The organism is Polaromonas sp. UC242_47 (genome assembly GCF_044452385.1).
In the GTDB taxonomy this organism is placed as follows: domain Bacteria; phylum Pseudomonadota; class Gammaproteobacteria; order Burkholderiales; family Burkholderiaceae_C; genus Polaromonas.
In genome coordinates this window covers 2,888,174-2,911,318 of sequence record NZ_JBIOAO010000001.1, presented here as the reverse complement: position 1 = coordinate 2,911,318, position 23,145 = coordinate 2,888,174, and the positions used below count along the sequence as shown (strand labels likewise).

26 protein-coding genes and 1 pseudogene are annotated in these 23,145 nt (G+C 63.4%); 16 read left to right on the top strand and 11 right to left on the bottom strand.

Annotated features, from left to right (window positions below):
* The first annotated feature begins 133 nt into the window (after positions 1-133).
* The 12 genes from ACHMXK_RS14165 (at position 134) to ACHMXK_RS14110 (ending at position 6,887) form a co-directional block, all read left to right on the top strand.
* A complete protein-coding gene (locus ACHMXK_RS14165) occupies positions 134-1,336 on the top strand; it encodes a YjgN family protein (RefSeq protein ID WP_397441194.1) in 1,203 nt (400 codons plus the stop codon).
* 19 nt (positions 1,337-1,355) lie between these two features.
* Complete coding sequence (locus ACHMXK_RS14160; RefSeq protein WP_397441193.1) at positions 1,356-2,414, top strand: M48 family metallopeptidase; 1,059 nt, start codon at positions 1,356-1,358, stop codon at positions 2,412-2,414.
* Complete coding sequence (locus tag ACHMXK_RS14155; protein WP_397442527.1) at positions 2,414-2,773, top strand: translation initiation factor Sui1; 360 nt, start codon at positions 2,414-2,416, stop codon at positions 2,771-2,773. The genes ACHMXK_RS14160 and ACHMXK_RS14155 overlap by 1 nt, the downstream gene beginning before the upstream one ends.
* Before the next feature lie 4 nt (positions 2,774-2,777).
* Positions 2,778-2,990: a DUF3820 family protein gene (locus ACHMXK_RS14150; protein WP_397441192.1), complete on the top strand. Its 213-nt coding sequence runs from the start codon at positions 2,778-2,780 to the stop codon at positions 2,988-2,990.
* 130 nt (positions 2,991-3,120) lie between these two features.
* On the top strand, positions 3,121-3,741 hold the full coding sequence (locus tag ACHMXK_RS14145; RefSeq protein ID WP_397441191.1) for an FHA domain-containing protein: 621 nt from the start codon (positions 3,121-3,123) through the stop codon (positions 3,739-3,741).
* Between the two features lie 254 nt (positions 3,742-3,995).
* On the top strand, positions 3,996-4,781 hold the full coding sequence (locus ACHMXK_RS14140) for a DUF2726 domain-containing protein (protein WP_397442526.1): 786 nt from the start codon (positions 3,996-3,998) through the stop codon (positions 4,779-4,781).
* Between the two features lie 132 nt (positions 4,782-4,913).
* On the top strand, positions 4,914-5,399 hold the full coding sequence (locus ACHMXK_RS14135; protein ID WP_397441190.1) for a hypothetical protein: 486 nt from the start codon (positions 4,914-4,916) through the stop codon (positions 5,397-5,399).
* Positions 5,400-5,556: 157 nt separating this feature from the next.
* Positions 5,557-5,688 carry a hypothetical protein gene (locus ACHMXK_RS14130; protein WP_397441189.1) on the top strand — a complete coding sequence of 44 codons (132 nt, stop codon included), beginning with the start codon at positions 5,557-5,559 and terminating at the stop codon, positions 5,686-5,688.
* A gap of 13 nt (positions 5,689-5,701) precedes the next feature.
* Positions 5,702-5,866 (top strand): hypothetical protein, encoded by a 165-nt coding sequence (locus ACHMXK_RS14125; RefSeq protein WP_397441188.1) that lies wholly within the window; start codon positions 5,702-5,704, stop codon positions 5,864-5,866.
* Positions 5,867-5,872: 6 nt separating this feature from the next.
* Entirely contained in the window at positions 5,873-6,076 is a 204-nt protein-coding gene (locus tag ACHMXK_RS14120) for a hypothetical protein (RefSeq protein WP_318409486.1), read from the top strand.
* Between the two features lie 148 nt (positions 6,077-6,224).
* A complete protein-coding gene (locus ACHMXK_RS14115; protein WP_397441187.1) occupies positions 6,225-6,425 on the top strand; it encodes a hypothetical protein in 201 nt (66 codons plus the stop codon).
* 66 nt (positions 6,426-6,491) lie between these two features.
* A complete protein-coding gene (locus tag ACHMXK_RS14110; RefSeq protein ID WP_397441186.1) occupies positions 6,492-6,887 on the top strand; it encodes a response regulator in 396 nt (131 codons plus the stop codon).
* A 109-nt stretch (positions 6,888-6,996) separates the two neighbouring features.
* Here ACHMXK_RS14110 and ACHMXK_RS14105 read toward each other — a convergent pair whose 3' ends face one another.
* Genes ACHMXK_RS14105 through ACHMXK_RS14095 form a run of 3 tightly spaced genes read right to left on the bottom strand, consistent with a single transcriptional unit; the run spans position 6,997 to position 10,125 of the window.
* Entirely contained in the window at positions 6,997-7,980 is a 984-nt protein-coding gene (locus ACHMXK_RS14105; protein ID WP_397441185.1) for a tripartite tricarboxylate transporter substrate binding protein, read from the bottom strand.
* A gap of 40 nt (positions 7,981-8,020) precedes the next feature.
* Complete coding sequence (locus ACHMXK_RS14100; protein ID WP_397441184.1) at positions 8,021-9,166, bottom strand: CaiB/BaiF CoA transferase family protein; 1,146 nt, start codon at positions 9,164-9,166, stop codon at positions 8,021-8,023.
* On the bottom strand, positions 9,163-10,125 hold the full coding sequence (locus tag ACHMXK_RS14095; protein ID WP_397441183.1) for a hydroxymethylglutaryl-CoA lyase: 963 nt from the start codon (positions 10,123-10,125) through the stop codon (positions 9,163-9,165). Before ACHMXK_RS14095 ends, ACHMXK_RS14100 begins: the two co-directional genes overlap by 4 nt.
* 136 nt (positions 10,126-10,261) lie before the next feature.
* Here ACHMXK_RS14095 and ACHMXK_RS14090 point away from each other — a divergent pair, with 136 nt between their 5' ends.
* The gene (locus tag ACHMXK_RS14090; protein WP_397441182.1) at positions 10,262-11,161 is read left to right on the top strand and encodes a LysR family transcriptional regulator; all 900 of its coding nucleotides are present in this window, start codon (positions 10,262-10,264) and stop codon (positions 11,159-11,161) included.
* Positions 11,162-11,250: 89 nt separating this feature from the next.
* Here ACHMXK_RS14090 and ACHMXK_RS14085 read toward each other — a convergent pair whose 3' ends face one another.
* The gene (locus ACHMXK_RS14085; RefSeq protein ID WP_397441181.1) at positions 11,251-11,580 is read right to left on the bottom strand and encodes a cupin domain-containing protein; all 330 of its coding nucleotides are present in this window, start codon (positions 11,578-11,580) and stop codon (positions 11,251-11,253) included.
* 129 nt (positions 11,581-11,709) lie between these two features.
* Here ACHMXK_RS14085 and ACHMXK_RS14080 point away from each other — a divergent pair, with 129 nt between their 5' ends.
* Complete coding sequence (locus tag ACHMXK_RS14080; protein WP_397441180.1) at positions 11,710-13,281, top strand: alkaline phosphatase D family protein; 1,572 nt, start codon at positions 11,710-11,712, stop codon at positions 13,279-13,281.
* A 15-nt stretch (positions 13,282-13,296) separates the two neighbouring features.
* On the opposite strand, the gene ACHMXK_RS14075 is transcribed toward ACHMXK_RS14080, so the two are convergent.
* The 5 genes and pseudogenes from ACHMXK_RS14075 to mfd all read right to left on the bottom strand — a co-directional run bounded on the left by ACHMXK_RS14075 (position 13,297) and on the right by mfd (position 19,329).
* Complete coding sequence (locus ACHMXK_RS14075) at positions 13,297-15,153, bottom strand: ABC transporter ATP-binding protein (protein WP_397441179.1); 1,857 nt, start codon at positions 15,151-15,153, stop codon at positions 13,297-13,299.
* Positions 15,154-15,155: 2 nt separating this feature from the next.
* Entirely contained in the window at positions 15,156-15,323 is a 168-nt protein-coding gene (locus tag ACHMXK_RS14070; RefSeq protein ID WP_397442525.1) for an HAD hydrolase family protein, read from the bottom strand.
* Positions 15,315-15,626 (bottom strand): annotated as a pseudogene (locus tag ACHMXK_RS14065) (haloacid dehalogenase-like hydrolase); the annotation flags it as partial. The gene ACHMXK_RS14070 and the pseudogene ACHMXK_RS14065, both read right to left, overlap by 9 nt.
* A complete protein-coding gene (locus tag ACHMXK_RS14060; protein ID WP_397441178.1) occupies positions 15,524-15,865 on the bottom strand; it encodes a hypothetical protein in 342 nt (113 codons plus the stop codon). The gene ACHMXK_RS14060 and the pseudogene ACHMXK_RS14065, both read right to left, overlap by 103 nt.
* The gene (gene mfd / locus ACHMXK_RS14055; RefSeq protein ID WP_397441177.1) at positions 15,862-19,329 is read right to left on the bottom strand and encodes a transcription-repair coupling factor; all 3,468 of its coding nucleotides are present in this window, start codon (positions 19,327-19,329) and stop codon (positions 15,862-15,864) included. The genes ACHMXK_RS14060 and mfd overlap by 4 nt, the downstream gene beginning before the upstream one ends.
* A 125-nt stretch (positions 19,330-19,454) precedes the next feature.
* On the opposite strand from mfd, the gene ispD reads away from it, so the two are divergent.
* Both ispD and ispF read left to right on the top strand, forming a co-directional pair.
* Positions 19,455-20,267, top strand: a complete 813-nt coding sequence (gene ispD, locus ACHMXK_RS14050; protein ID WP_397441176.1) for a 2-C-methyl-D-erythritol 4-phosphate cytidylyltransferase — start codon at positions 19,455-19,457, stop codon at positions 20,265-20,267.
* Positions 20,254-20,745 (top strand): 2-C-methyl-D-erythritol 2,4-cyclodiphosphate synthase, encoded by a 492-nt coding sequence (gene ispF / locus ACHMXK_RS14045; protein WP_397441175.1) that lies wholly within the window; start codon positions 20,254-20,256, stop codon positions 20,743-20,745. Before ispD ends, ispF begins: the two co-directional genes overlap by 14 nt.
* Positions 20,746-20,927: 182 nt before the next feature.
* Here ispF and ACHMXK_RS14040 read toward each other — a convergent pair whose 3' ends face one another.
* Together ACHMXK_RS14040 and ompR are read right to left on the bottom strand one after the other, a co-directional pair.
* Positions 20,928-22,304 (bottom strand): ATP-binding protein, encoded by a 1,377-nt coding sequence (locus ACHMXK_RS14040; protein ID WP_397441174.1) that lies wholly within the window; start codon positions 22,302-22,304, stop codon positions 20,928-20,930.
* Between the two features lie 96 nt (positions 22,305-22,400).
* A complete protein-coding gene (ompR, locus tag ACHMXK_RS14035) occupies positions 22,401-23,138 on the bottom strand; it encodes a two-component system response regulator OmpR (protein ID WP_318409501.1) in 738 nt (245 codons plus the stop codon).
* Positions 23,139-23,145 lie beyond the last annotated feature (7 nt).

The window sequence follows — 23,145 nt, the reverse complement described above, 5'->3', positions numbered from 1 at the left end:
ATTGGGTGGGAGGCTTTTTCTTTATAAGAAGTATCAAGAGCCGGGTTTACCCGATGCAGTCGTCGTGCCGATTTGACGCTATAAGCTTTGGCACAAAGGCAACAAGCCTTGATTAAAAAATGGGAGGAGTTGTATGAACGATTCAGTGTCGTCTGGTCTGGGGATGCCGCTTGCCGCTGGTGCGCAGGAACTGGAACATGCGCAGCAGCCGTATCACTTGCGTATCAAGTTCACGGGATCCGGCAGCGAATATTTCCGCATCTGGATCGTGAACCTCTTGCTGATGCTGCTGACCCTGGGCATTTATTACCCCTGGGCCAAGGTGCGGCGCCTGCGTTATTTCTACGGCAATACCTTGGTCGATGATGCGCCGCTGGACTTTCATGGCAATCCCCTGAGGATGCTCAAGGGTTATCTGTTGGTTGCGCTGCTGTTGGGGCTTTATTCCGTGGCGGGCCATTTTTCGGCCATGGCCGGGTTGCTGGCTTTTGTGATCGTGATGGCGATCTGGCCCGCCTTGCTGAAATCGTCCATGCAGTTTCGGCTGGCCAACACCAGTTGGCGCGGCTTGCGTTTTGGCTTCAAGGGTTCACTGGCCGATGCTTACCAGGCGATGTTGCCCATGTTTGTTCCCAGCCTGCTGATTCTGGGTGCGTTGGCGGGTGTTGCCGACCCCGAGAAGCCACCCCCTTGGTATGGGCCGACCTTCTTGGCGCTGGTGTTGTTGAGCCTGGCCGTCACGCCCTGGCTGCTCTGGAAGCTCAAGGCCTTCCAGCACAAGCACTACGCGCTGGCTTCCCTGCAAACCAGCTTCCAGGCGACGGTGGGTTCTTTTTACGCGGTGTTTTTCAAAACCCTGGGTGTGCTGCTGCTGGCCGTGCTGCTGAGCTCGGGTCTGGGGATGGCCTTTCTTTTCGCCCTCAAGAGCAACGGCCAGCTGGCGGGACTGGCTGGCAGGGCCGTCACGGCTGTTGTGGCGGTGCTGGCCATGTTGGGCGGCGTGTTGGCCATGCTGGTGGTGGCCAAACCCTATGTGATCTCGCGCATGCAAAACCTGGTGTGGACACGCACCGGCAATGCCTCCTTGCGCTTTTTGAGCGAGTTGCGTTTCAAGCGGCTGCTCTGGCTCACGCTCAAAAACTGGTTGCTGGTGATCCTGACGCTGGGCCTGTACTGGCCTTTTGCGGCCGTGGCCATAGCCCGTCTGCGGCTGGAAGCGGTGACCGTCAAAACCCGGATCAGCCCGGACACCCTGGTCCAGCAGATTCAAGGGGTGGAGGGTGAAGCGGCAGGGGATGCGGCGGGCGACCTGTTCGGGCTGGACATCGGGCTGTAAGCGCATGCTGGATTCCCAGGTGCCCCAACTGTTGGCCGATTATTTTGACGGCAGAAGCGCCCGCGCCCACCCGGTCACCTTGCAGCTGGATGGCGATATGTTGCGCCTGAGCGGCGAAGGTGTTGAGCGCACGGTGGCGCTTTCCGACGTGTCGTGGCCGGAGCGCACCCGCCATGGCATGCGGCTGGCCCACTTCAAGGGCGGTGGTTCCGTGCAGTGTGCCGACACCGCGGCCTGGGACGACTGGAGCCGCAGCCTGGGCCGCCGCGACTCGCTGGTGGTGCGTATGCAGCAAAGCTGGCGCTGGGTAGGGGCCAGTGTGCTGGCGCTGGTCGTGCTGGCGGTGGTGCTGCAGCAATGGGGCTTGCCGCTGGTGGCCCGCGTGGTGGTGGCGTTCACCCCTTTGAGCGTGGAAGTGTCGCTGGGCGAAACCACGCTGGCGGCGCTGGATCAACACCTGATGCGGCCCAGCCAACTGCCCATCGCCGAGCAGGCGCGGCTGCGGGCGGCGCTGGCGAAAGCCGTCAGTACCTTGCCGGCGGACAGTGTGCCGGCCTGGCAACTGCAGTTTCGCAAAAGCCGTATTGGGCCGAATGCGCTGGCGCTGCCGGGAGGCACGCTGATCATGACCGACGAGCTGGTCGAACTGGTGGGGCGCGACGAACAGGTGATCACGGCGGTGCTGGCGCACGAGATGGGCCATGTGCGTCAGCGCCACGGCCTGCGCATGTTGGTGCAAGTCACCCTGTTGGGCGTGTTGAGCAGCGTGGTGCTGGGCGACTTCAGCACGGTGCTGGCCAGCGCGCCGGTGTTTCTGGGGCAGGCCGGTTATTCACGCGACGCCGAACGCGAGGCGGATGCCGAAGCCGTGCGTATTCTGCGGGCGGCGGCGATCTCCCCGGACGTGATGGTGACCTTGTTTGACAAACTGGACGAAAAAAGGCGCCAGACAGAGGCGAAAATAGCCGGTGGCGAAGACAAGGGGTCTGAGCCCGGTTCGTGGCTGGGGATTGCGTTTGCCTCCCATCCGCCGGATGCGGATCGTGTGCGTTATTTCAAGGAAGCAGCCAGACCATGATGAAAAACAGAGCCACAGGCGGCCTGGTTTACTCCACCGATGCCGGCCGGATGTGCCCCACCTGCCGCCGGGCGCTGACGGCCTGTATCTGCCGCCAGGCCAAGGCGGCGCCGGCGTCTGACGGCATCGTGCGGGTTTCGCGTGAAACCAAGGGCCGGGGCGGCAAAAGTGTGACCGTCGTCAAGGGGCTGGCGCTGCAGGAGCCGGCGCTGGTCCAGCTCGGCAAACAGCTCAAAACCGCTTGCGGCTCAGGCGGCACGGTGAAAGACGGTGTGATCGAGGTGCAGGGTGACCATGCCGTGCTGGTGATGGATTTTCTGCAAAAGCAGGGCTGGACCGTCAAACGGGCCGGCGGCTAAGCCGATGAAACCCGAAGACCTGCAACTGCTGGTGACGCGTGAGATGCCTTTTGGCAAACACAAGGGCACGCTGATCGCCGATCTGCCCGGCAATTACCTGGCCTGGTTTGCGCGCGAAGGCTTTCCCAAAGGGGAGACCGGCCGCCTGCTGGCGCTGATGCTGGAAATCGACCACAACGGGTTGGCGCCGCTGCTGGAACCGTTGCGCAAGCGCTGACAGGCCAGGTTTTTTTACAGGCTGTTGCCTGAATTTCGACTTGGGGCGGGGTCCGGCGGGCTAGGATCAGTTGCCGGGGCGCGATGGGCGCGCCAGCCGGCCTTGAACCTAGCCATTGTCCGGAGGCCTTATGCCGCAACTGATTGCATCGGTCGAGGGAGTCGAAGTCAAACATGTCTTCCTGCGCAAGGACCGAACCACCCTGGGCCGGCGGCCGTACAACGACATCGTGCTCAACAACCCGGTGGTCAGCGGCGAACACTGCGTGTTTGAGCTGCGGGGCCTGGCGGACGTGTATGTGGAAGACCTGGTCAGCACCAACGGCACTTACGTCAACGGCAAGATGATCAAGTACCGGCAACAGCTGCATGACCACGACATGCTGACGATAGGCAATTTTCGCATCCAGTACCTCGCCGCCTCGGAAGACAGCAGTTACCACGCCACCGACGGGATGAAGCTGGAAACGCCCCGCGCCGCTGGCGGCGTGCTGCACGCCAGCTTCAAGGTCTTGTCGGGTTCCTCGGCCGGGCTGGAGGTGCCCGTGGTCAAGGCCGTCACCACTTTCGGCAAACCCGCGGTCAGTGTTGTGGCGATTTCGCACCGGCGTGATGGTTATTACGTGGGCCACATGACGGGGGACATCCGGCCTATGCTCAACGGCAAACCTGTCAGTGCCGAGGCCGTGCCTCTGGCCCACAACGACGTGCTGGAACTGGCCGGAACCAGCATGCAGTTTTTGCTGGCTTGACACCAGGCATGTGCCTGCTTTTGGCCGCTCATTGGTGTGTTGGGCGCAGAAGGCTTTTTTGTAAGCGCTGGTTAAACGCGTTTTAAAAAGCGTGGATCACGCTTCACACGAACAACTGTTTGACAAGCCGTATCTCCCGGTATCTTTTGGTAACGCAGTCGCGGGCTGTTTTGGGGCTGCCGTGGCCTTTGTGATTTATGCTGCTGCAGGCCAAACCGTCTGGCCCCGACACAAGGAGGAGTACCGTGAATTCCATGACATGGCTGATGTTGGCGCTTGGCGTCGTGTTGGGCGTCGCCCTGGGCGTGTTGCTGCACTGGGCCTGGATGCGCCGTCATGCGACCCAAAAGCTGCGTTTGCCGGTGCGCTGGCTCATGAGCGCCAGGGGCCTGGTCACCAGCGAAGAGCAGGAGGTGTGGCAATGGCTGCGCCAGGCTTTTCCCGACCATGTGGTGATGGTCAAGGTGCCGGTGACCCGTTTCACCATTCCCAGCACCGACAACCGGTCCGAGAAAAAGGACCAGCATTTGCACGACTTGCTCAATGGTGTTTATTGCACCTTTGCCGTGAGCAGCCTGAACGGCAAGGTGGTGGGCTGTGTGGACCTGCCGGGTAAACGCGGCCTGAGCAAGGCCCAGCGCGAGATGAAGGAAAGCCTGTTGCAGGAATGCGGCATTGGCTACACCACGGTGCGCACCAGCAGCCTGCCGTCCAGGCTGGCGATGCGCGCGGCTTTTCTGGGCGAGGTTCCGCCCCTCGTCGAGCCGGAAGCCGAGGAGACCCGTGGCGGCGACAGCAGTTTTCATGCGGCGCTGGACGAGTTCACCAAGGAAAAAGTCCGCGCCGCCAAGGACGCGGCCCTGCAGGAGATCAAGGACCAGCAGACCGAGTCCGATGCGCGCAAGAAAAACCGCAAGATCGGTTTCAACCCGGACGGCACCGGGGCTTTCGCGCCACCAGGCAAAACCGACCGTTTTGCCCTGCAGTGGGAAGACTCCTTCACCATGCCCGTCGAGAGCCGGCCCGCGCGGCTGTCCTGAACCCGCTGCGCTGAACGCCTGGTCCTACAGGGACTCGGGTGCGCGGCGGCCGGCCGTGGCGATGAAATCCCTCAGGCCGCAGGCCATTGTCTTTCTAGACTGAAGCTTCCTTCAAAGCCTGGGAGCTTGAGCATGATGACCTTGAAAAATTTTCGGCCGCACGGACCGCTGACCGGTCTGGGGCTGTCCCTGTTGCTGGCGGCTACGGCGGCCATGGCACAAGTGCCGATCACGGCGAGCGGTAGCACCGGCATCGACAATTCCGGCGATGCCCGCAAGGAACGCGCCGCCTGTCTGCAGGGCCGGAGCCAGGAGGACCAGGCCACCTGCCTGCGGGAAGTCAACAATGCCGCTGCGGCAAAACGCCAGGGCAAGCTGGACAACAGCGGTTCGCAATTCGAGGTGAATGCCCGCCAGCGCTGCGAGGTGTTGAGCGGCGATGAGCGCGCGGCCTGTGAAGTGCGCGTGATGGGTTACGGCAATAGCAGCGGCAGCGTGGCCGGCGGCGGCGTGATCCGCGAGGTCGAGACCGTGGTGGTGCCGCCAGGCGCGACCTCCGTGCGTATAGCACCCCAGACCAGCGCCCCCGTGCTGATACTGCCGGTCCCTGAAAAATAAGCCTGGCGCTGTCGGACAGCGCCGACAGCATCTTGGCGACTCTGCCTATGGTCGCGCCGTGCGCGGGCAAGCCATGATGGATCACCATTTGCAACTTCCGGCGCCCGCCATGAAACCGCATCCACGGCCAGTATCCTCTCCCGTCCGGAACCGGTCTGTGGCCCAGGGTGCGCGTCGCCTGCTGATGGCGGTGATCGCCTACTGTTCGGTCCTCTCCATCAGTGTGGCCGCCGCGGCCACACTGGCCAGCGCGGACCTGACCCTGGAAGCGCTGCTTTCCATGTTTTAGAAGTTCAAGCCAGATGACCCTCACCACACGTCCCAGCCAGCCGGAAGATTTGCCGCCTCTGCAGCCCGGCGGAAAACCCATGCCCAGCCCGGCAGAACTGCCGGTCGAGCCCGACCTGGGCCCGGTGCCGCCCATGGCGCATCCCGAAGACCCCGGCGTGGCGCGCCCCGCATTGTGATTCGCCATGATCCCGCTTGATTTGTTTGATGCCCAAAAAGCGCTGGCCGACTATGACGCAGCGCGTGCCGACTACATGAAGTTCCTGAGCATGAGTCCGCCCGACGACAAAGCCGTGAACGCCGCCATGGTGGCCATGGACGAAGCCCACATCCGCTTCAAGCGAGCCATGGGCGACCACGATGCGCCCACCCATCTGCGGCCCTTGTGACAACCCTGCCATGAGGTAGGTGCTTTCCCACACAGCGATGTTGTGGCCGCCTATGGCCCGGGCCAGACGGCCTGCCCAGAATGGTTGGAGGACAGGCCATTTGCGGGTCGGACTATGGGACCAACCGGGGGATGAAATGCAGGCACAAGTGATCACGTCTTACATGCCGCCCACGGTGGCCCTGGCTGACTACGATCTTTTGCGAGCCACTTACGACTTGCTGCTGCATTCTCCGGTGCCGAATCCGGCCGCCCTGGACGCGGCCTTCGAGGCGCTGGATGCGGCGCATGCGCGGCTGAAGGTCGCCCACCTGCAGCAGCGGGCGCAGTGGTTGCTGTTGTTGAATTGAGCCCGGGTGCGGCCGGTTTGCTGCCCGGGGTTTAGCGAATGGTTCCCGTCAAAGATTGGACAGCTCGTGGCACTCATCACCTACCTCGTCGAAGGCAACCAGAAAATTCTGGACACCCTGATCGAGACGCTGGAAGAAATCGCGCTGGTGAAAGTGATAGGCCATGCCGCGACCGAGGCGGAGGCAACACGCTGGTTAACCTTGCATGATGGCCATTGGCAACTGGCCGTGGTTGACATGTTTCTCGAGGAGGGCAGCGGCCTGGGTGTGCTGGCCGGTTGCCGGCAGCGCGAGCCTTATCAAAAGGTGGTGGTGCTGACCAATGACGCGACACCCGATATTCGCCGGCGCAGCCTGGCGCTGGGTGCCGATGCGGTGTTCGACAAGTCCCGCGAACTCGATGAGTTTTTTGCCTATTGCCTCACCGAAATCGCCCGGGATCTGCCCCTGCCGGAAGCCTGAGCCGGTTGTTTTTCCTGCAATTCAGAAGAAAACAGGCCCCCAGCCCAGGAAGGACGGGCGCAAGCAGCTATCAAAACAAGAGCGACTGGGACGTGACCCCAGCCGGGGCTCAGTCCAGCTTGACACCGGCCTTCTTCACCAGCGCACCCATGCGCGCCACTTCGCTGCGAAAGTACTGCGCCGCCACGTCGGGGGAGCTGCCTTGCAACAGATAGCCTTGAGCCAGCAAGGCGTCGCGCACCTCGGGTGTGGCCAGCGCGGTTTTGAAGCCGGCATTGAGGCGGTTGACCTCGGACACTGCCAGGCCGGCCGGGCCGATCACGCCAAACCAGCCGTCCAGCGCATAGTGGGGCAGCCCTTGTTCGGCGATGGTGGGCACCTCGGGCAGCAGGGGTGAGCGGACCGGTGTGGACACGCCCAGCGCACGCAAGGCGCCCGACTTGATGTGGGGCGCGGCCACGCTGATGGCGATGAAGCCCATCTGCACCTGGCCACCGATGATGTCCGTCAACATCTGGCCGGTGGCGCGGTAAGGCACGTGTTTGATGTCGACCTGCGCTTCACTGACCAGCATCTCGCCGGCCAGGTGGATGATGGTGCCGTTGCCCGAGGACGCGTAGTTCAGCGTCCCCGGTTTGGCCTTGGCCAGGGCCACCAGTTCCCTGATGTTTTTGGCCGGCAGCGAGGGATGGGCGACCAGCACAAAAGGCAGGGCGCCGACCACCATGATGGGCGTGATGTCGTTGATCGAGTCGAAGGGGATGGTTTTGTAGACGTTGGGGTTGACCACGTGGTTGTTCGACACAATCGCGATGGTCGAACCGTCTTTGGGCGCCTTGACAAGTTGCGCCGTGCCGGTGATGCCGCCGGCGCCCGGCAGGTTTTCGATCACGACCGGCTGGCCCAAGGCTTTGCTCAGGCCGTTGCTCATGGCGCGGGCGGCGGCATCCACGCCGGAGCCGGGGCCTATCGGCAAAATCATCTTGAGCGCCTTGTCCGGTGCCTGGGCGTAAGCGCCGGGCAGGGCCAGCGCGAGGCTGGCGAAGGCGGCGAGCGTGACGAGTTGCCGGCGCTGAAGGGGGATGGGGTTCATGATGGTCTCCTTTTTTGTGTGTCAGTGATCTTGTGTGGCTTCAGGCCTGCACGGCCAGCGCTTCCAGCACCTCGGCTGTATGTTCACCGATACCGGCCAGTGGCTGGCGCACACCCAACCTGCGGCCGGCCATCAGCAGCGGCAACAACACCACGTCGGTGCTGCCGCCGTCTTCGGTTTGCATGGGTGTGATGCCGCCGCTGGCCCGCAGGTGGGTATCGTCCAGCAACTGCTCGGGCCGCATGATGGGCGCATAAGGCAGGCCGGCGGCTTCGAGTTTGGCGCTCAATTCGTCAGCCCGGTGGTGCTTCAGAATGTCGCCCAGGGTGCGTAGCAGGGCCGGGCGCAGGGCGACCCGCTGGGCGTTGGTGCGCAAGGATTCGTCGGCGGCCAGGGCCGGCTGGTCCAGGATGCCGCACAAGTTCAGCCAATGTTTGTCGCTGACAGCGGCGATGAACAACTGCTCACCTTCGGCCAGGGTGAAAACGTCGTACACGCTCCAGGCCGAGACGCGCGACGGCATGGGCGGCGGCGGCTCGCCGGTCATCGAATACTGCTGCATGTGCTGCGCGTTGAGGAACACGCAGTTTTCAAACAGCGCGCTTTGTATTTCCTGGCCTTGGCCGGTGGCACGCCGTTCAATGATGGCCGCCAACACGCCGATGGCGCCGAACATGCCGCCCATGATGTCGTTCACGCTGGTGCCGGCGCGCAAGGGTCGGCCTTCGGGGCCGGTCATGTAGGCCAGGCCGCCCATCATCTGCACCACCTCGTCAAGCGCCGTGCGGTGTTCGTAAGGCCCGGGCAAAAAACCTTTGTGCGAGACATAAATCAGGTGCGGAAACTGTTTTGCAAGGCTCGCATGGTCCAGACCCAGGGTCGCCATGCGGCCGGGGCGAAAGTTTTCGATCATGATGTCGGCACCGGCGATTAACGCCAGCGCGCTGGCATGGCCTTCCGGCGTATCAACATCCAGCACCACGCTTTTTTTGTTGCGGTTGAAACTGCGGAAAAAGCCTATGCCCAAGCCCGGCAGCTTGCGTGTGCGGTCGCCGCCTGGCGGCTCGATCTTGATGACCTCGGCGCCCAGGTCGGCCAGGATCATGCCGCAAGTCGGGCCCATGACCATGTGGGTGAACTCGACCACGCGGATGCCGGCCAAGGGAAGAGGAGGGGTGTGGGTCATGCGGCAGCAGTTAGTTCAGCCGGCGCGTTCGCGGCCAGCAGGGTTGTGGGAAGGCCGGCGCGCCACAAGCTGCCGTGCAGGGTTTCACCGTCCAGCCAGGCGGCGACACGCGCGCGCAAGGCCAGCAGGCGGGGAAGGTTGATGCCGGTGGGCAGGCCCATGCTGGCCAGCATGTAAGCAAGGTCTTCGGTCGCCACGTTGCCGCTGGCACCGGGCGCATGCGGGCAGCCGCCTATGCCGGCCAGCGAGGCGTCAAAACGGGTGATGCCGGCCTGCAGCGCCGCATACACATTGGCCAGGGCCAGTCCGCGTGTGTCGTGGAAATGCCCGCACCACAAGCGCTCGCCCGCGATCTGGCGCGCCTGCGTGAACAAGGCCTGCACCGCGGCCGGGTCGGCATAACCCACGGTGTCGGCCAGGCTGACCCGGTCCGCGCCCGCATCCAGTGCGGCCTGCAGCAGGCGCAAGACCTCGGCCGGCGCAACATGGCCTTGCAAGGTACAACCAAACGCCGTGCCCACGCCGCCTTCGACCAGCGCGCGTGAACCGCTGGCATCACGCGCCGCACAAATACGTGCCAGCTCGTTCACCATGGCGTCGGGTTCCTTGCGCACATTGACCCGGCTGTGCGCGGCACTGGCCGACATCGGTACCAGCAGCAGGTCGGCGCCGCTGGCCAAGGCGGCGCGTGCGCCCTGGAGGTTGGGCACCAGCACCGACACCCGGAGGCCGGGCAGGGTTTTGGCAAAAGCCACGAGTTCGGCCGTGTCCGCGAGTTGCGGCAGCAGCCGGGCCGGCACAAAAGAGCCAACCTCGATTTCGCGCAGGCCGCAGTCGTAAGCCTGCTGTAGCCATTCGATTTTTTGCGCCGTGGGCAAGACGCGCGCGATGCTTTGCAGGCCGTCGCGCAAACCGACCTCGCGGATAACGATAGCGGGGCGTGGGGTGGGAAGGGTCATGGGTTCAGTGCTGGGATCGGTCATGTGAGGTGAAGTTTAGGAGTTCCATAAACATTCACAAAATCAATATCGTCAGCATTAACGTTCCAAAATGGAATGTCATAATCAAGCCGTTTTCCAACTCCAAAGGCAGCTTGTGCGTGACCTGGACCTGACTTCCCTGCGGCTGTTTGTCGCGGTCTGCGAGACCGGCAACATCGCCCGTGCCGGCGAGCAGGAACACATCGTGGCCTCGGCCATCAGCAAGCGCCTGGCCCAGCTCGAAAACACGGTGGGTGCGGCTTTGCTGGTGCGCGGTCGGCGCGGCGTGTTGCCGACGCCGGCGGGGCTGGCGCTGCTGGAACATGCGCGGGCCATGCAAGCCAGCGTGGGCCGCATCGAGCGCGACCTGGCGGCTTATGCCTCGGGCATCAAGGGCCATGTGCGCATCCTGGCCTCGGCCTCGTCGATTGCCGAGTCGCTGCCCGAAGACGTGGCGCTGTTTCTGCAGGACCCGGCGCACCGGGACATCCAGGTGGACATGGAGGAGCGTGTCAGCGCCGAGGTGGTGCGCGGCCTGAAAGATGGCAGCGCCTCGGTCGGTGTGTGTTGGGACGTCGCCGATTTTGAAGACCTGGCGTCACGCCCCTACCGCAGCGACCACCTGGCCGTGGTCACCCATCCGGGCCATGCACTGGCGACGCGCAAGACATTACGCTTCGAGCAAACCTTGGGTGATGACCATGTGGGCCTGCCGCCGTCCAGCGCGGTGCAGATCATGCTGCAGCGCGCGGCGGCCAGGGCCGGCAAGCCGCTGGCTTACCGCGCGGTGGTTTCCACCTTTGATGCCGCCATGCGTGTGGTGCGCGCCAACCTGGCCATCTGCGTGGTGCCGCGCGAGGTCGCCGAACCTTATGCCCAGGTGCTGGGGCTCACGGTGATTCCGCTGACCGATGCCTGGGCCAAACGGCGTTTTGCGATTTGTTTTCGTGACTACGCCAGCCTGTCGCCGGCGGCCCGCCTGCTGACCGATCATCTGGTGGCGCAAGCGCGGTAGTCAGGCTTAAAAACGATGCCTGGCCCAGATAGAGCGGGCGCGGTCAGCTATCAAAAGAAGAGCGAATCAGCTCATGACCGTATAGCTGTTCAGGGATGCAGCAAGATGGTCACCAGCAAGGAGGCATCACTGTGGGCTTCCAGCGCATGTGGTTCATGGGCCGGCAAGGCCATCAATTCGCCAGCCGCCAGCGCCTGTTGACGCCGCGGGGTGTTGACCCGCACCTGGCCCTCCAGGCAATGGATGGTGATCTCTCCGGACACATGGTGCTCGGGCACGGTTTGGCCGGCGGCCAGCACCAGGCGCATCAGTTGCAGCTTGTCGGTCTTGAGCAGGCTGTGGGTTTTGACTTCGTGCAACTGCCCGTCCAGGGGACGCAGATTGATGACATCGAGCGGCTGGGCGTGAACGAGGGCCATGATGTTTCTCCGTGGGGGTGATTTTTCCTACAGTAACCAGCCTGGCCCGGCTTGTCTAGACGTTTGTCGGCAGAGGGTCATCGATTTGTCGCCATGATCAGCGACACTCTTCGTGAGGACAAGCCACACATGACACCATCTTTTGCCAGCCGTCGCCACCTTCTCCAGCTGGCCGCCGCCAGTGCCGCGACCTTGTGGCTGCCACGCAGCGCCTGGTCCCAGTCGCGCCTGGGCAGGAACCCCTTCACGCTGGGCGTGGCCAGCGGTTCGCCGACCCACGACTCGGTGGTCTTGTGGACACGGCTGATGCGCAAGGACGACCCGGCGCCGGTCACGGTGCGCTGGGAAGTGGCGCACGACGAACAGTTTTCCCGCGTGGTGCAGCACGGGCAGGCACAGGCGCTGGCCGGCTTGGCCCATGCCGTGCATGTGGAGGTGCCGGGGCTGGAGGCTGACCGCTGGTATTTTTACCGCTTTCTCGCTGGGGACGCCGTGAGTGCCACCGGGCGCACCCGCACCTTTCCCGCGCCGGATGCGGTGGTGGCAAAACTGCGCCTGGCGTATGCCTCCTGCCAGCGCTGGGAGCACGGTTATTACAGCGCCTACCGGCACATGCGCGAGGAGAACCTGGACCTGGTGATGTTCCTGGGCGACTACATCTATGAATACCCCGGTGCCAGCAACGCCGTGCGTGCGCCCACCGGCGGCTGGGTGCTGACGCTGGACGACTACCGCCAGCGTTATGCGCTGCACAAGGGCGATGCCGATTTGCAGGCCATGCACGCGGCCTGCCCGTGGCTGGTGAGCTGGGATGACCACGAGGTGCAAAACGATTACGCGGGCCTGAGCGAAGGCAACAGCGGCGTGCCGGTGCCGGACTTTGCGGCCAGACGCACCGCCGCCTACCAGGCGTTTTATGAACACATGCCGGTGCGTTTGTCGGTGCTGACACCCGCCTTGGCGGGGCTGGCCAGCGGCGCCGAGATGCGTATCTATCAGCGCCAGCCTTATGGACGCCTGGCTTCGCTGTACATGCTGGATGGCCGGCAGTACAAAGATAGGCAGGTCTGCAGCCGCGACGGCAAAAAAGGCTCCAGCACGCTGAACCCGGCGAGTTGTCCGTCATGGCATGATCCGGCGCGCAGCTTGCTGGGCCACCAGCAGGAACAGTGGCTGGACGCCGAACTCGCCAAGGCTGCGAGCAAGGAAAGCGGCTGGAACGTGTTGGGCCAGCAGTCCTTGTTCGGGCAACGCGATTTTCACAAGGGGCCGGGACAGGTGTTATGGAACGATGGCTGGGATGGTTATGCGGCGGCGCGTACACGCCTGACCGGCGCCTTGCGCCAACACGCGGTCGCCAACCCGGTGCTGCTGGGCGGCGACGTGCATGAAAACTGGGTAGGCCACGTCAAGGCCAACTATGCGGATGCCGCCAGCGCTACGCTTGGTGTGGAGTTTTGCGGCACCAGCATCACCTCGCGCTCGGCCGGCAACGCCAAAATTCCGACACTGCTGGCCGAAAATCCGCACTTCGTGTTTGCCGACTCGGAACGCAAGGGTTACGGCGTGGTGGAGTTCACGCCGCGCCAGTTGAGCACCACTTTGCGTGTGGTGAGCGACGTGACCCAGGCCGACAGCTGCATTGAAACGCTGGCGGCCTTTGTGGTGCAGGCTGGCCGGCCGGTGATCGAGAAGGCTTAGAGCGTCAACAGGCTCTTAGACCAGTTCGGCTTCCTCGATGTTGTCGGCCAGGAAGCCACCGCTCTGGTGTGCCCACAGCCGCGCGTACAAACCGCCGTTGGCCAGCAGGCTGCGGTGGTCGCCTTCTTCCACAATGCGGCCCTGGTCCAGCACGATCAGCCGGTCCATGGCGGCGATGGTCGAGAGGCGGTGGGCGATCGCAATCACGGTTTTGCCCTGCATCAAGGTGTTGAGGCTGCTCTGGATCGCCACTTCCACTTCGGAATCGAGCGCGCTGGTGGCTTCGTCGAGCAGCAGGATAGGTGCGTCCTTGAGCATCACACGCGCAATCGCGATACGCTGACGCTGCCCGCCGGAAAGCTTGACGCCGCGTTCGCCCACATGGGCGTCGTAACCCTTGCGGCCATGCGGATCGCTCAGGTGGGCGATAAATCCGTCGGCCTCGGCGCGACGCGCGGCGATGTGAATGTCTTCTTCGGTGGCGTTAGGCCGGCTGTAGGCGATGTTGTCGCGCACCGAGCGGTGCAGCAGCGAGGTGTCCTGGGTCACCATGCCGATGTGGCTGCGCAGGCTGTCCTGGGTCACCTCCCGGATGTCCTGTCCGTCGATCAGGATGCGGCCGGCATCCAGGTCGTGAAAGCGCAGCAGCAGGTTGACCAGCGTGGATTTTCCGGCGCCGGAGCGGCCGATCAGGCCAATCTTTTCACCGGGCTTGACGGTGAGATTCAGTTTGTTGATGACCGGTGCCGTGTCTTTGGCGTAGCTGAAACTCGCCTGCTCGAAACGGATCTCGCCGCGCGGCACGTCCAGCACGCTGGCATTGGGCTTGTCGACGATGGTGCGCGCACGGGTCAGGGTGTTGATGCCGTCCTGCACCGTGCCCACACTTTCAAACAGGCTGGTGGTTTCCCACATGATCCAGTGCGACATGCCTTGCAGGCGCAGCGCCATGGCGGTGGCTGCCGCCACGGCACCGGCGCCGACGGCGCCGCGCGACCACAGCCACAAGGAAGTGCCGGCCATGCCGATGATGAGCGCCATGCTGAGCGCATGGTTGACGATCTCGAACAGGCTGACCAGGCGCATCTGGCTGTGGCCGGTTTTCATGAAGTCCAGCATGGCGGCGCGTGCAAAACCGGCTTCGCGCTGGGTGTGGGAGAACAGCTTGACGGTGGTGATGTTGGTGTAGGCGTCTGTGATGCGGCCTGTCATCAGCGAACGTGCATCGGCCTGCTGCTTGCCGATGTGGCCCAGCCGCGGCACAAAATAAACCAGCGTCATCATGTACAGCACCAGCCAGATCAAGAAGGGCAGCACCAGCTTGAGGTCGAAGGAGCCGGCCAGCACCGTCATGGTGACCACGTAAGCGCCCATGGTCACCAGCACGTCGGCCATCACAAACAAGGTGTCGCGCACGGCCAGCGCGGTTTGCATGACCTTGGTGGTCAGGCGCCCGGCAAACTCGTCCTGGTAAAAAGACAGGCTCTGGCCCAGCATCAGCCGGTGAAAGTTCCAGCGCAGTCGCATGGGAAAGTTGATCGCCAGGGTCTGGTGTTTGACGATGGTCTGCAGCGCGACCACCAGCACGCTGGCCAGCACAACCACCAGCAGCCAGGTCAGCACGCTGCCGTGTGCCGCCCACAGTTGTGTCGGCGGGGTGGTGGCCAACCAGTCCACGATGCGGCCCAGGATGGCAAACAGCAGCGCGTCGAAAGTCGCCATGGCCGCCGACAGCAGGGCCAGCAACACGATGTAGCCGCGCGCGCCCTGCGACGCCGCCCAGATGAAGGCGACAAAGCCTTTGGGCGGCAACACCGGTTCGGCATCGGGGTAGGGATGCAGCAGCTTTTCGAAACGCTTGAGTAAAAACATGCTCAGCGGATGACTTCCAGCAGACGGTCCAGGCCGCCAGCATTGATGGCCACCATGGCCTGCTCGCGCACCTTGGGTTTGGCGTGGTAGGCCACGGACAGGCCTGCGACGCCCATCATGGGCAGGTCGTTGGCGCCGTCACCCACGGCAATCGTCTGGTCGGGGCGTATGCCCAGCTTCTCGCAGGTCTCCAGCAGCATCTTGCGTTTTTCCGCGCCGTCGCAAATGTCACCCCAGGGCTGGTCCACCAGTCGCCCGGTCAACAAGCCAGCTTCGACGTCCAGCACGTTGGCGCGGGTGTAGTCGATGCCTAATTCGTCACGGATGCGGTCTGCGAAAAAGGTAAAACCACCGCTGACCAGCAACACCTTCATGCCGGCCTTCTTGCAGGCATGCACCAGTCGGCCGCGCCGGGGTTGAGCCGCAGGCGCTGGTGGTAGACCTCGTCCATGCTGGCCACGCTGACACCTTTGAGCAGGGCGACGCGGCGACGCAGGCTTTCCTTGAAGTCGGTGATTTCGCCGCGCATGGTGGCTTCGGTGATGGCCGCCACCTCGGCCTTGCGGCCCGCCGCATCGGCGACTTCATCGATACATTCGATGTTGATGAGGGTCGAGTCCATGTCGAAGGCGATCAGCTTGAAGTTGCTGAGGCTGCGTTGAGGGAGGGCGGCGTTGACAACCAGGCCGGGAGAGATTTCAGCGGGGATCATGCGGGCGTGGTTTCCTTGGTGGTGGGTTTTCCGAGCGAGCGCAGAACGTCGCGCACCATTTGCGCGCGTTCCTTCGGCTCCTTGAGTTCGCGTTCGATACGCAGCTTGTCGTTGCCGGCCAGCTTGATGTGTTTGTTCTTCTGGATCAGATGCATGATGGCCATGGTCTCAATGGGCGGGTCTTTCTTGAAGGTGATGTTGATCACGTTCGGGGCCGCATCCACCTTGACCACGCCATAAGGCTTGGCGATCACCCGCAGGCGATGTACGTCGATCAGGGTTTGCGCCTGGGCCGGCAGCTTGCCGAAACGGTCGACAATTTCTTCGAGCAGGTCGTCGATCTGTTCGGTCTTTTTGGCGGTGGCCAGCTTCTTGTAAAAGGACAGGCGCAGGTGCACATCGCCGCAATAGTCGCTGGGCAACAGGGCCGGCGCGTGCAGGTTGATTTCGGTGCTGACATTGAGCGGCGCCAGCAGGTCGGGCTCGCGGCCGGCTTTCAGCGAGGCCACGGCTTCGTTGAGCATCTCGTTGTAGAGCTGGAAGCCGATCTCCATCATGTTGCCGCTCTGGTTTTCACCCAGCACCTCACCGGTGCCGCGTATCTCCAGGTCGTGCATGGCCAGGTAAAAGCCCGAGCCAAGTTCTTCCATCTGCTGGATCGCTTCCAGGCGCTGGCTGGCCTGTTTGGTCAGGCCCTCGATGTCTGGCACCATCAGGTAGGCATAAGCCTGGTGGTGGCTGCGACCGACCCGGCCGCGCAACTGGTGCAACTGCGCCAGACCGAACTTGTCGGCGCGGCTCATCACGATGGTGTTGGCCGTCGGCACGTCGATACCGGTTTCTATGATGGTGGAGCACAACAGCAGGTTGTAGCGCTGGGCGATGAAGTCTTTCATGACTTTTTCCAGCTCGCGCTCGGGCATCTGGCCGTGGGCCACCGCAATACGCGCTTCGGGCAGCAAGGCTTCGAGTTTTTCACGCCGGTTCTGGATGGTCTCGACCTCGTTGTGCAGGAAATAAACCTGGCCGCCGCGTTTGAGTTCGCGCAACACCGCTTCGCGGATCACGCCATTGTTCTCGCTGCGCACAAAGGTCTTGATCGCCAGGCGCCGCTGCGGCGCGGTGGCAATCACGCTCAGGTCGCGCAGGCCTTCCAGCGCCATGCCCAGGGTGCGCGGAATCGGCGTGGCGGTCAGGGTCAACACATCGACCTCGGCGCGCATGGCTTTCATGGCCTCCTTGTGGCGCACGCCGAAACGATGTTCCTCGTCGATGATCAACAGGCCCAGGCGCTGGAACTTCACGTCCTGGCTCAGCAGCTTGTGCGTGCCGACGACGATGTCCACGCTGCCGTCGGCGATGCCCTTGATGGCGGCGCTGATTTCCTTGCCGGAGCGGAAGCGGCTCATTTCGGCGACCTTGACCGGCCACTTGGCAAAACGGTCCACCAGGGTCTGGTAATGCTGCTCGGCCAGCAAGGTGGTGGGCGCCAGCAGCGCCACCTGTTTGCCGCCTGTGATGGCGATGAAGGCGGCGCGCAGCGCCACCTCGGTCTTGCCGAAGCCCACATCGCCGCAGACCAGCCGGTCCATGGGCCGCGGGCTGATCATGTCCTGGATCACGGCATGGATGGCGGCGCGCTGGTCGGCGGTTTCCTCAAAGCCGAAGTCGTTGGCAAAGGTTTCGTAGTCGTCGGGTGAATAACGGAAGGCATGGCCTTCACGCGCGGCGCGGCGCGCGTAGATGTTGAGCAACTCGGCGGCCGAGTCGCGCACCTGTTCGGCGGCTTTGCGTTTGGCTTTTTCCCATTGGCCGCTGCCCAGGCGGTGCAGCGGCGCCTCGTCGGCGCTGACGCCGGTGTAACGGCTGATTTGCTGCAACTGGCTGACCGGCACGTACAAGGTGGCCTCGTCGGCATACTGCAGGTGCAAAAACTCGGTTGTGCCCTGGCCCAGGTCCATGTTGATCAGGCCCTTGTAGCGGCCTATGCCATGGGCGCTGTGCACCACCGGGTCGCCGACATTGAGCTCGGAAAGGTCCTTGATCAGCGCCTCGACATCGCTGACCTGTTCTTGCTTCTTGTTGCGTCGGCGCGTGACCGCACCGGCTGCAAACAGCTCGGTTTCGGTGACGAAATCAATGTCGCCCGCCAGCCAACTGAAACCGGTGTTGAGTGCCGCCGTGGCAATACCCAGCTTTTCGGGGCTGGTTTGGAAGTCTTCCAGCGAATCAAAGGCCGGGGGGCTCAGGCTGCTGGCGCGCAGAAAATCGAGCAGGCTTTCGCGCCGGCCGTCGCTTTCGGCCAGCAGCAAGACGCGTTGCTGGGTGTTGCGGATATGCGCCTTGAGCCGGGCCAGCGGGTCTTCGGCGCCGCGTACCACGGACATTTCACCGAGTTTCTGGAAATACGCGTTGTCGGCCACATCCTCGACCGCCGCGCGGATGGCCAGCTGCGCGTAGTCGTTGGCGCGTGCATAAAACTGCTCGCTGCTCAGGAACAGGGCCTCGGGCGGCAGCGCTGGCCGGTCCGGCGCATCCTTGACGAGGCGGTAGCGGTCTTTGGTGTCTTGCCAGAAACGCTGGAAGGCCGGCTCCAGGTCGCCGTGCAAGACCACCGTGGCTTGTGGGCCCAGGTAGTCGAACACCGTGGCGGTTTCTTCAAAAAACAGCGGCAGGTAATACTCGATGCCGGCCGTGGCCACGCCGTTGCCTATGTCCTTGTAGATGCGGCTTTTGGTCGGGTCGCCTTCCAGTAATTCACGCCAGCGGTTCCTGAACTTGGCGCGGGCATCGTCGTCCATCGGGAACTCGCGACCCGGCAACAGGCGTACTTCGGGCACCGGGTAGAGGCTGCGCTGGCTGTCCGGGTCGAAGGTGCGGATGCTGTCGATTTCGTCGTCGAACAGGTCCACGCGGTAAGGCACGGGTGAACCCATGGGGAAGAGGTCGATCAGGCCGCCGCGCACCGCGTATTCACCGGGGCTGACGACTTGCGTGACATGGCTGTAACCGGCCAGGGTCAACTGGCTCTTGAGTTTGGCTTCGTCCAGCTTTTGTTTGACCTTGAACTCAAAGGTATAACCGGCCAGAAAGCTGGGCGGCGCCAGGCGGTAAAGCGCGGTCGTGGCAGGCACGATGACCACATCGGCGCCGGTGTCCTTGTCGCGCTGGCTGATGCGCCACAAGGTGGCCAGCCGCTCGCTGATCAAATCCTGGTGCGGTGAAAACGTGTCGTAAGGCAAGGTTTCCCAGTCGGGAAACAAGGCGCAGCGCAGGGCGGGCGCAAAAAACGCAATCTCGTCGATCAGCCGCTGCGCGGTGGTGGCGTCGGAGGTGACGATGGCGGTCAGCCGCCCGCCGGCCTTTTCCTTCAGCCCCAACTGCGCCAGCAAAAGGGCATCGGCCGAACCGGTGGGCTGGGGCAGCGTGTAGCGTTTGCCGGGAAGCAGTTTGGGTAAATCCATGAATGCAGTCGGAAAAAGTAACAGGGAACGGCGAAAAAACGGAAACACCCCAAACCGTGTGGAGTGGGGTGCGCGCAGCTCTGGCTAGCCTTTGTCAGTCTGATTTTAGAATCTATGATGAAGTCATGACGACAAACAGTCCCAAATCCCTGATTCCCCGCTTTTTTGCGCTGATCCCGTGTGCGGGTCAGGGCACGCGGGCCATCGCCGAGAGTGCTGCGCAACAGGCCGGTACCACCTTGCCCAAACAGTACCAGCCGATTGCCGGCATCCCCATGGTGCAGCATACCTTGCAGGCTTTTTCCCAGGTGCCGCGCATCGCCTCCTGCCTGGTGGTGATCGCGCCCGGAGACAATTTTTTCAGCCAGCAGCCCAGCACCGCGTATGAGGTAGCGGCCTGCGGCGGGGCCAGCCGCGCCGCGACCGTGCTCAATGGCCTGAGCCAGCTTGCTAGTACCGGCGCCGAGCCTGACGACTGGGTGCTGGTGCATGATGCGGCGCGTTGCCTGATCACGCCCGCCTTGATCGAACAGCTGATAGACGCTTGCTACTGCGATCCGGTAGGCGGCCTGTTGGCCCAGCCGGTGCCCGACACGCTCAAACAAGGCAAGGACGGCCGAGTGCTGGCCACCGTCGACCGTGTGGACAAATGGCTGGCACAAACGCCGCAGATGTTTCGCCTGGGCGCGCTGCGGCAAGCCCTGCAAATGGCCGTCACCTTGGGCGAAGCCGTCACCGACGAGGCCAGTGCCATGGATGCCGTCGGGCTCGCACCCAAGCTGGTGCGCGGCAGCGCACACAACTTCAAGGTCACTTACCCGGAGGATTTTTTGCTGGCCGAAGCCTTGATCCAATGCAGAAGCGCCCACACCACTGCCAACTCCCCAGTCGCGCCTACGAAAGCCTCACCTGATGAACCCCGCCATGCCCCCGTCTGAACTGCCACCTTTCCGCATCGGCGAGGGCTGGGACACGCACGCGCTGGTGCCGGGACGACCCCTCATCATCGGCGGCGTGACCATTCCACACAGCGTGGGTTTGCTTGGTCACTCGGACGCCGATGTGCTGATCCACGCCATCATCGACGCCTTGCTGGGTGCGGCGGGGCTGGGTGACATAGGCGGACATTTTCCGGACACCGATGCCCGCTTCAAAGGCGCCGATTCGGTGGTCCTGCTGCGCGAAACCGGCCGGCTGCTGGCCGAGCGCCAGCTGCACATAGGCAATATCGACAGCACCGTGGTGGCGCAGGCCCCCAAACTGGCCCCTCATATCCCGGGCATGCGTTTATGCATCGCCGAGGCCCTGGGGCTGGATGCCGGGCGTGTCAATATCAAAGCCAAAACGGCGGAAAAGCTGGGCCCCGTGGGGCAGGGCCTGAGCATTGAAGCGCGCGCCGTGGTGCTATTGTTTTAGGAGCTGCTTGCGTCCATGAAATAAGGGCTAGAAGCCGATTTAATGCGTAACGGGAACGCAGCGAGGGACTTGGAACTGACCCCTCCCCACCAGCCGGGGCCGCGGAACCGGCTTCGCCGGGCCGCAGGCGCAGCGGCCCCCTCGGGGGGCAGGGCGCTACACGCAGTGAGCAACCGTGGGGGCTAACCCCGCCTTAGTTTGATATGCGCCGCCAGCCCACCTGAACTGGTATTGGCCAAGGCAAACACGCCACCCATGCGCTGCATGGTTTTTTCAACAATCGCCAGCCCCAGGCCGGCGCCGGTGGCGGCGGTGCGGGCGGCATCACCGCGGAAAAATGGCTTGGTCAGGTTGTCCAGCGCGTGCGGCGCGACGCCGGTGCCGTGGTCGCGCACCTTGATCAGCACCCACTGGTCGCGTTCCTTGGCGATGATGTCGACCATGGCGATGCCGGTTTCCGGGGTCTTGCCGTAACGCCTGGCGTTTTCCAGCAGGTTGGCGATGACGCGGGACAACTCCACCTCGTCGGCCAGCACCACGATCTGGCCCGGCAGGTTCACGTGGACACGCATGTCGCTGTATTCCCCCACCGCATACACGGCCGCCTCGATGATGTTGTTGAGCGACAGCGGCATCAACTGCGGCGGGTCGGGTCTGGCGTAGTCGAGGAATTTGTCGATGATGGCGTCGAGTTGGGCGATGTCGGCGGCCATGTGGGCCCTGGCCTCGGGGTCGGCCACACTCATCTCGGTTTCCAGGCGCAGGCGCGCCAGCGGGGTACGCAGGTCGTGCGAAATACCGGCCAGCATGATGACCCGGTCTTCCTCGATCTTGGAGAGTTGTTCGGCCATGCGGTTAAAGCCGATGTTGACCTCGCGGATTTCGCTGGTGGCCACCTGTTCGTCCAGCAAACTGGCGTCAAAGTCGCCGTCGCGCATGCGGCTGGCGGCAAACGACAGCTGCTTGAGCGGGCGGTTGATCAGCCGTGCAATCAGCGCCGCGCCGACCAGCGACAAAATCGCCGCGGTGATCAGCCAGATCAGCCAGGTGCCGCCTTGCACCGGGCCCAGGCGCGAGGGGTCGGTCAGCAGCCAATAAGAGTCGCCGTCGATGGAAAATCCGACCCACAGGCCGGGCTTGCCGTTGACCGATTTGGCGACCACCGTGCCATCGCCCATGCGGGCCTCCAGCTCGTCGCCTATACGTTCGCCGAAGGGGTCGTTGACAAACAGCTCGAACTTGTCCCGCGGCTCGCGCGGCGAAATACGCACACCTTCTTCGTCAGCCAGGGTCTTGATCAGCCAGACCCGCGTGATGGAGTCCGAATATTTCAGCGCGGCGCGGCTCAGGTTGACCAGCGAGGCCAGTTGCTGGGCGCTTTGCACGGCGCGCGGCTCGACCTCCAGCGCCCGAAAGGTTTGCAGCCAGGCGATGATGCAACCGATCAGCAACAGGGCCAGAAAGAAAAAAGTGCGCCAGAACAGGTTCAGGCCGACGCGTGGACGCATTTCCAGCGGGGCAGGAGCCGTTTCCAGGGGGGCGGGGCTGGTTGCTTGCATGCAAAACCGGGTTGGGAGTCTGGCGGTGGAAAGGGCGGAGGCGAAGCTGGCGAGCCGGAACCCAGGGTGGGGCCGGCGGCAAGGTGATGGGCTGGATCAGTTGGTGCCGTCCGGCACAAACACATAACCAATACCCCAGACGGTCTGGATGTAGCGCGGCACCGCAGCATCGACCTCGATGAGTTTGCGCAGGCGCGAGACCTGCACGTCCAGGCTGCGGTCAAAGGGCTCGAACTCGCGGCCGCGTGCCAGCTGGGCCAGTTTTTCGCGTGACAGCGGCTGGCGCGGATGGCGCACCAGCGTCTTGAGCATGGCGAACTCGCCGGTGGTCAGCGGCAGTTCCTCGCCGTTTTTCTGCAAGGTGCGCAGCCCCATGTCGAAGGAGAAGGGGCCAAAGGTGACCACTTCCTGCTCGCTGGAGGGGGCGCCCGGCACTTCGGTCGCGGGGCGGCGGCGCAACACGGCATGGATACGTGCCAGCAACTCGCGCGGATTGAAGGGTTTGGACAGGTAGTCGTCGGCACCCACTTCCAGGCCGACGATGCGGTCCACGTCTTCGCCCTTGGCGGTCAGCATGATGATGGGTGTACGGTCGTTGGCGGCGCGCAGGCGGCGGCAGATGGACAAACCGTCTTCGCCGGGCATCATCAGGTCCAGAACGATCAGGTCCACGGCGTCGCGCATCATGATGCGATTCAGCGCCTTGCTGTCTTCCGCCAGGATGACCTCAAACCCTTCTTGCGTCAGGTAGCGGCGCAGCAAGTCGCGAATGCGCACGTCATCGTCAAGAATCAGAATCTTGTCGGCGCGGGGTGTGTTGCTAGCTTGTGTCATTGGTGCC

Excerpts from the sequence above, each read along its gene's own strand:
- ACHMXK_RS14165 (WP_397441194.1), top strand. The coding sequence starts at position 134 with ATGAACGATTCAGTGTCGTCTGGTCTGGGGATGCCGCTTGCCGCTGGT.
- ACHMXK_RS14155 (WP_397442527.1), top strand. The coding sequence starts at position 2,414 with ATGAAAAACAGAGCCACAGGCGGCCTGGTTTACTCCACCGATGCCGGC.
- ACHMXK_RS14150 (WP_397441192.1), top strand. The coding sequence starts at position 2,778 with ATGAAACCCGAAGACCTGCAACTGCTGGTGACGCGTGAGATGCCTTTT.
- ACHMXK_RS14145 (WP_397441191.1), top strand. The coding sequence starts at position 3,121 with ATGCCGCAACTGATTGCATCGGTCGAGGGAGTCGAAGTCAAACATGTC.
- ACHMXK_RS14140 (WP_397442526.1), top strand. The coding sequence starts at position 3,996 with ATGACATGGCTGATGTTGGCGCTTGGCGTCGTGTTGGGCGTCGCCCTG.
- ACHMXK_RS14135 (WP_397441190.1), top strand. The coding sequence starts at position 4,914 with ATGATGACCTTGAAAAATTTTCGGCCGCACGGACCGCTGACCGGTCTG.
- ACHMXK_RS14125 (WP_397441188.1), top strand. The coding sequence starts at position 5,702 with ATGACCCTCACCACACGTCCCAGCCAGCCGGAAGATTTGCCGCCTCTG.
- ACHMXK_RS14120 (WP_318409486.1), top strand. The coding sequence starts at position 5,873 with ATGATCCCGCTTGATTTGTTTGATGCCCAAAAAGCGCTGGCCGACTAT.
- ACHMXK_RS14105 (WP_397441185.1), bottom strand. The coding sequence starts at position 7,980 with ATGAACCCCATCCCCCTTCAGCGCCGGCAACTCGTCACGCTCGCCGCC.
- ACHMXK_RS14100 (WP_397441184.1), bottom strand. The coding sequence starts at position 9,166 with ATGACCCACACCCCTCCTCTTCCCTTGGCCGGCATCCGCGTGGTCGAG.
- ACHMXK_RS14095 (WP_397441183.1), bottom strand. The coding sequence starts at position 10,125 with ATGACCCTTCCCACCCCACGCCCCGCTATCGTTATCCGCGAGGTCGGT.
- ACHMXK_RS14085 (WP_397441181.1), bottom strand. The coding sequence starts at position 11,580 with ATGGCCCTCGTTCACGCCCAGCCGCTCGATGTCATCAATCTGCGTCCC.
- ACHMXK_RS14080 (WP_397441180.1), top strand. The coding sequence starts at position 11,710 with ATGACACCATCTTTTGCCAGCCGTCGCCACCTTCTCCAGCTGGCCGCC.
- ACHMXK_RS14075 (WP_397441179.1), bottom strand. The coding sequence starts at position 15,153 with ATGTTTTTACTCAAGCGTTTCGAAAAGCTGCTGCATCCCTACCCCGAT.
- ACHMXK_RS14060 (WP_397441178.1), bottom strand. The coding sequence starts at position 15,865 with ATGATCCCCGCTGAAATCTCTCCCGGCCTGGTTGTCAACGCCGCCCTC.
- mfd (WP_397441177.1), bottom strand. The coding sequence starts at position 19,329 with ATGGATTTACCCAAACTGCTTCCCGGCAAACGCTACACGCTGCCCCAG.
- ispD (WP_397441176.1), top strand. The coding sequence starts at position 19,455 with ATGACGACAAACAGTCCCAAATCCCTGATTCCCCGCTTTTTTGCGCTG.
- ispF (WP_397441175.1), top strand. The coding sequence starts at position 20,254 with ATGCCCCCGTCTGAACTGCCACCTTTCCGCATCGGCGAGGGCTGGGAC.
- ACHMXK_RS14040 (WP_397441174.1), bottom strand. The coding sequence starts at position 22,304 with ATGCAAGCAACCAGCCCCGCCCCCCTGGAAACGGCTCCTGCCCCGCTG.
- ompR (WP_318409501.1), bottom strand. The coding sequence starts at position 23,138 with ATGACACAAGCTAGCAACACACCCCGCGCCGACAAGATTCTGATTCTT.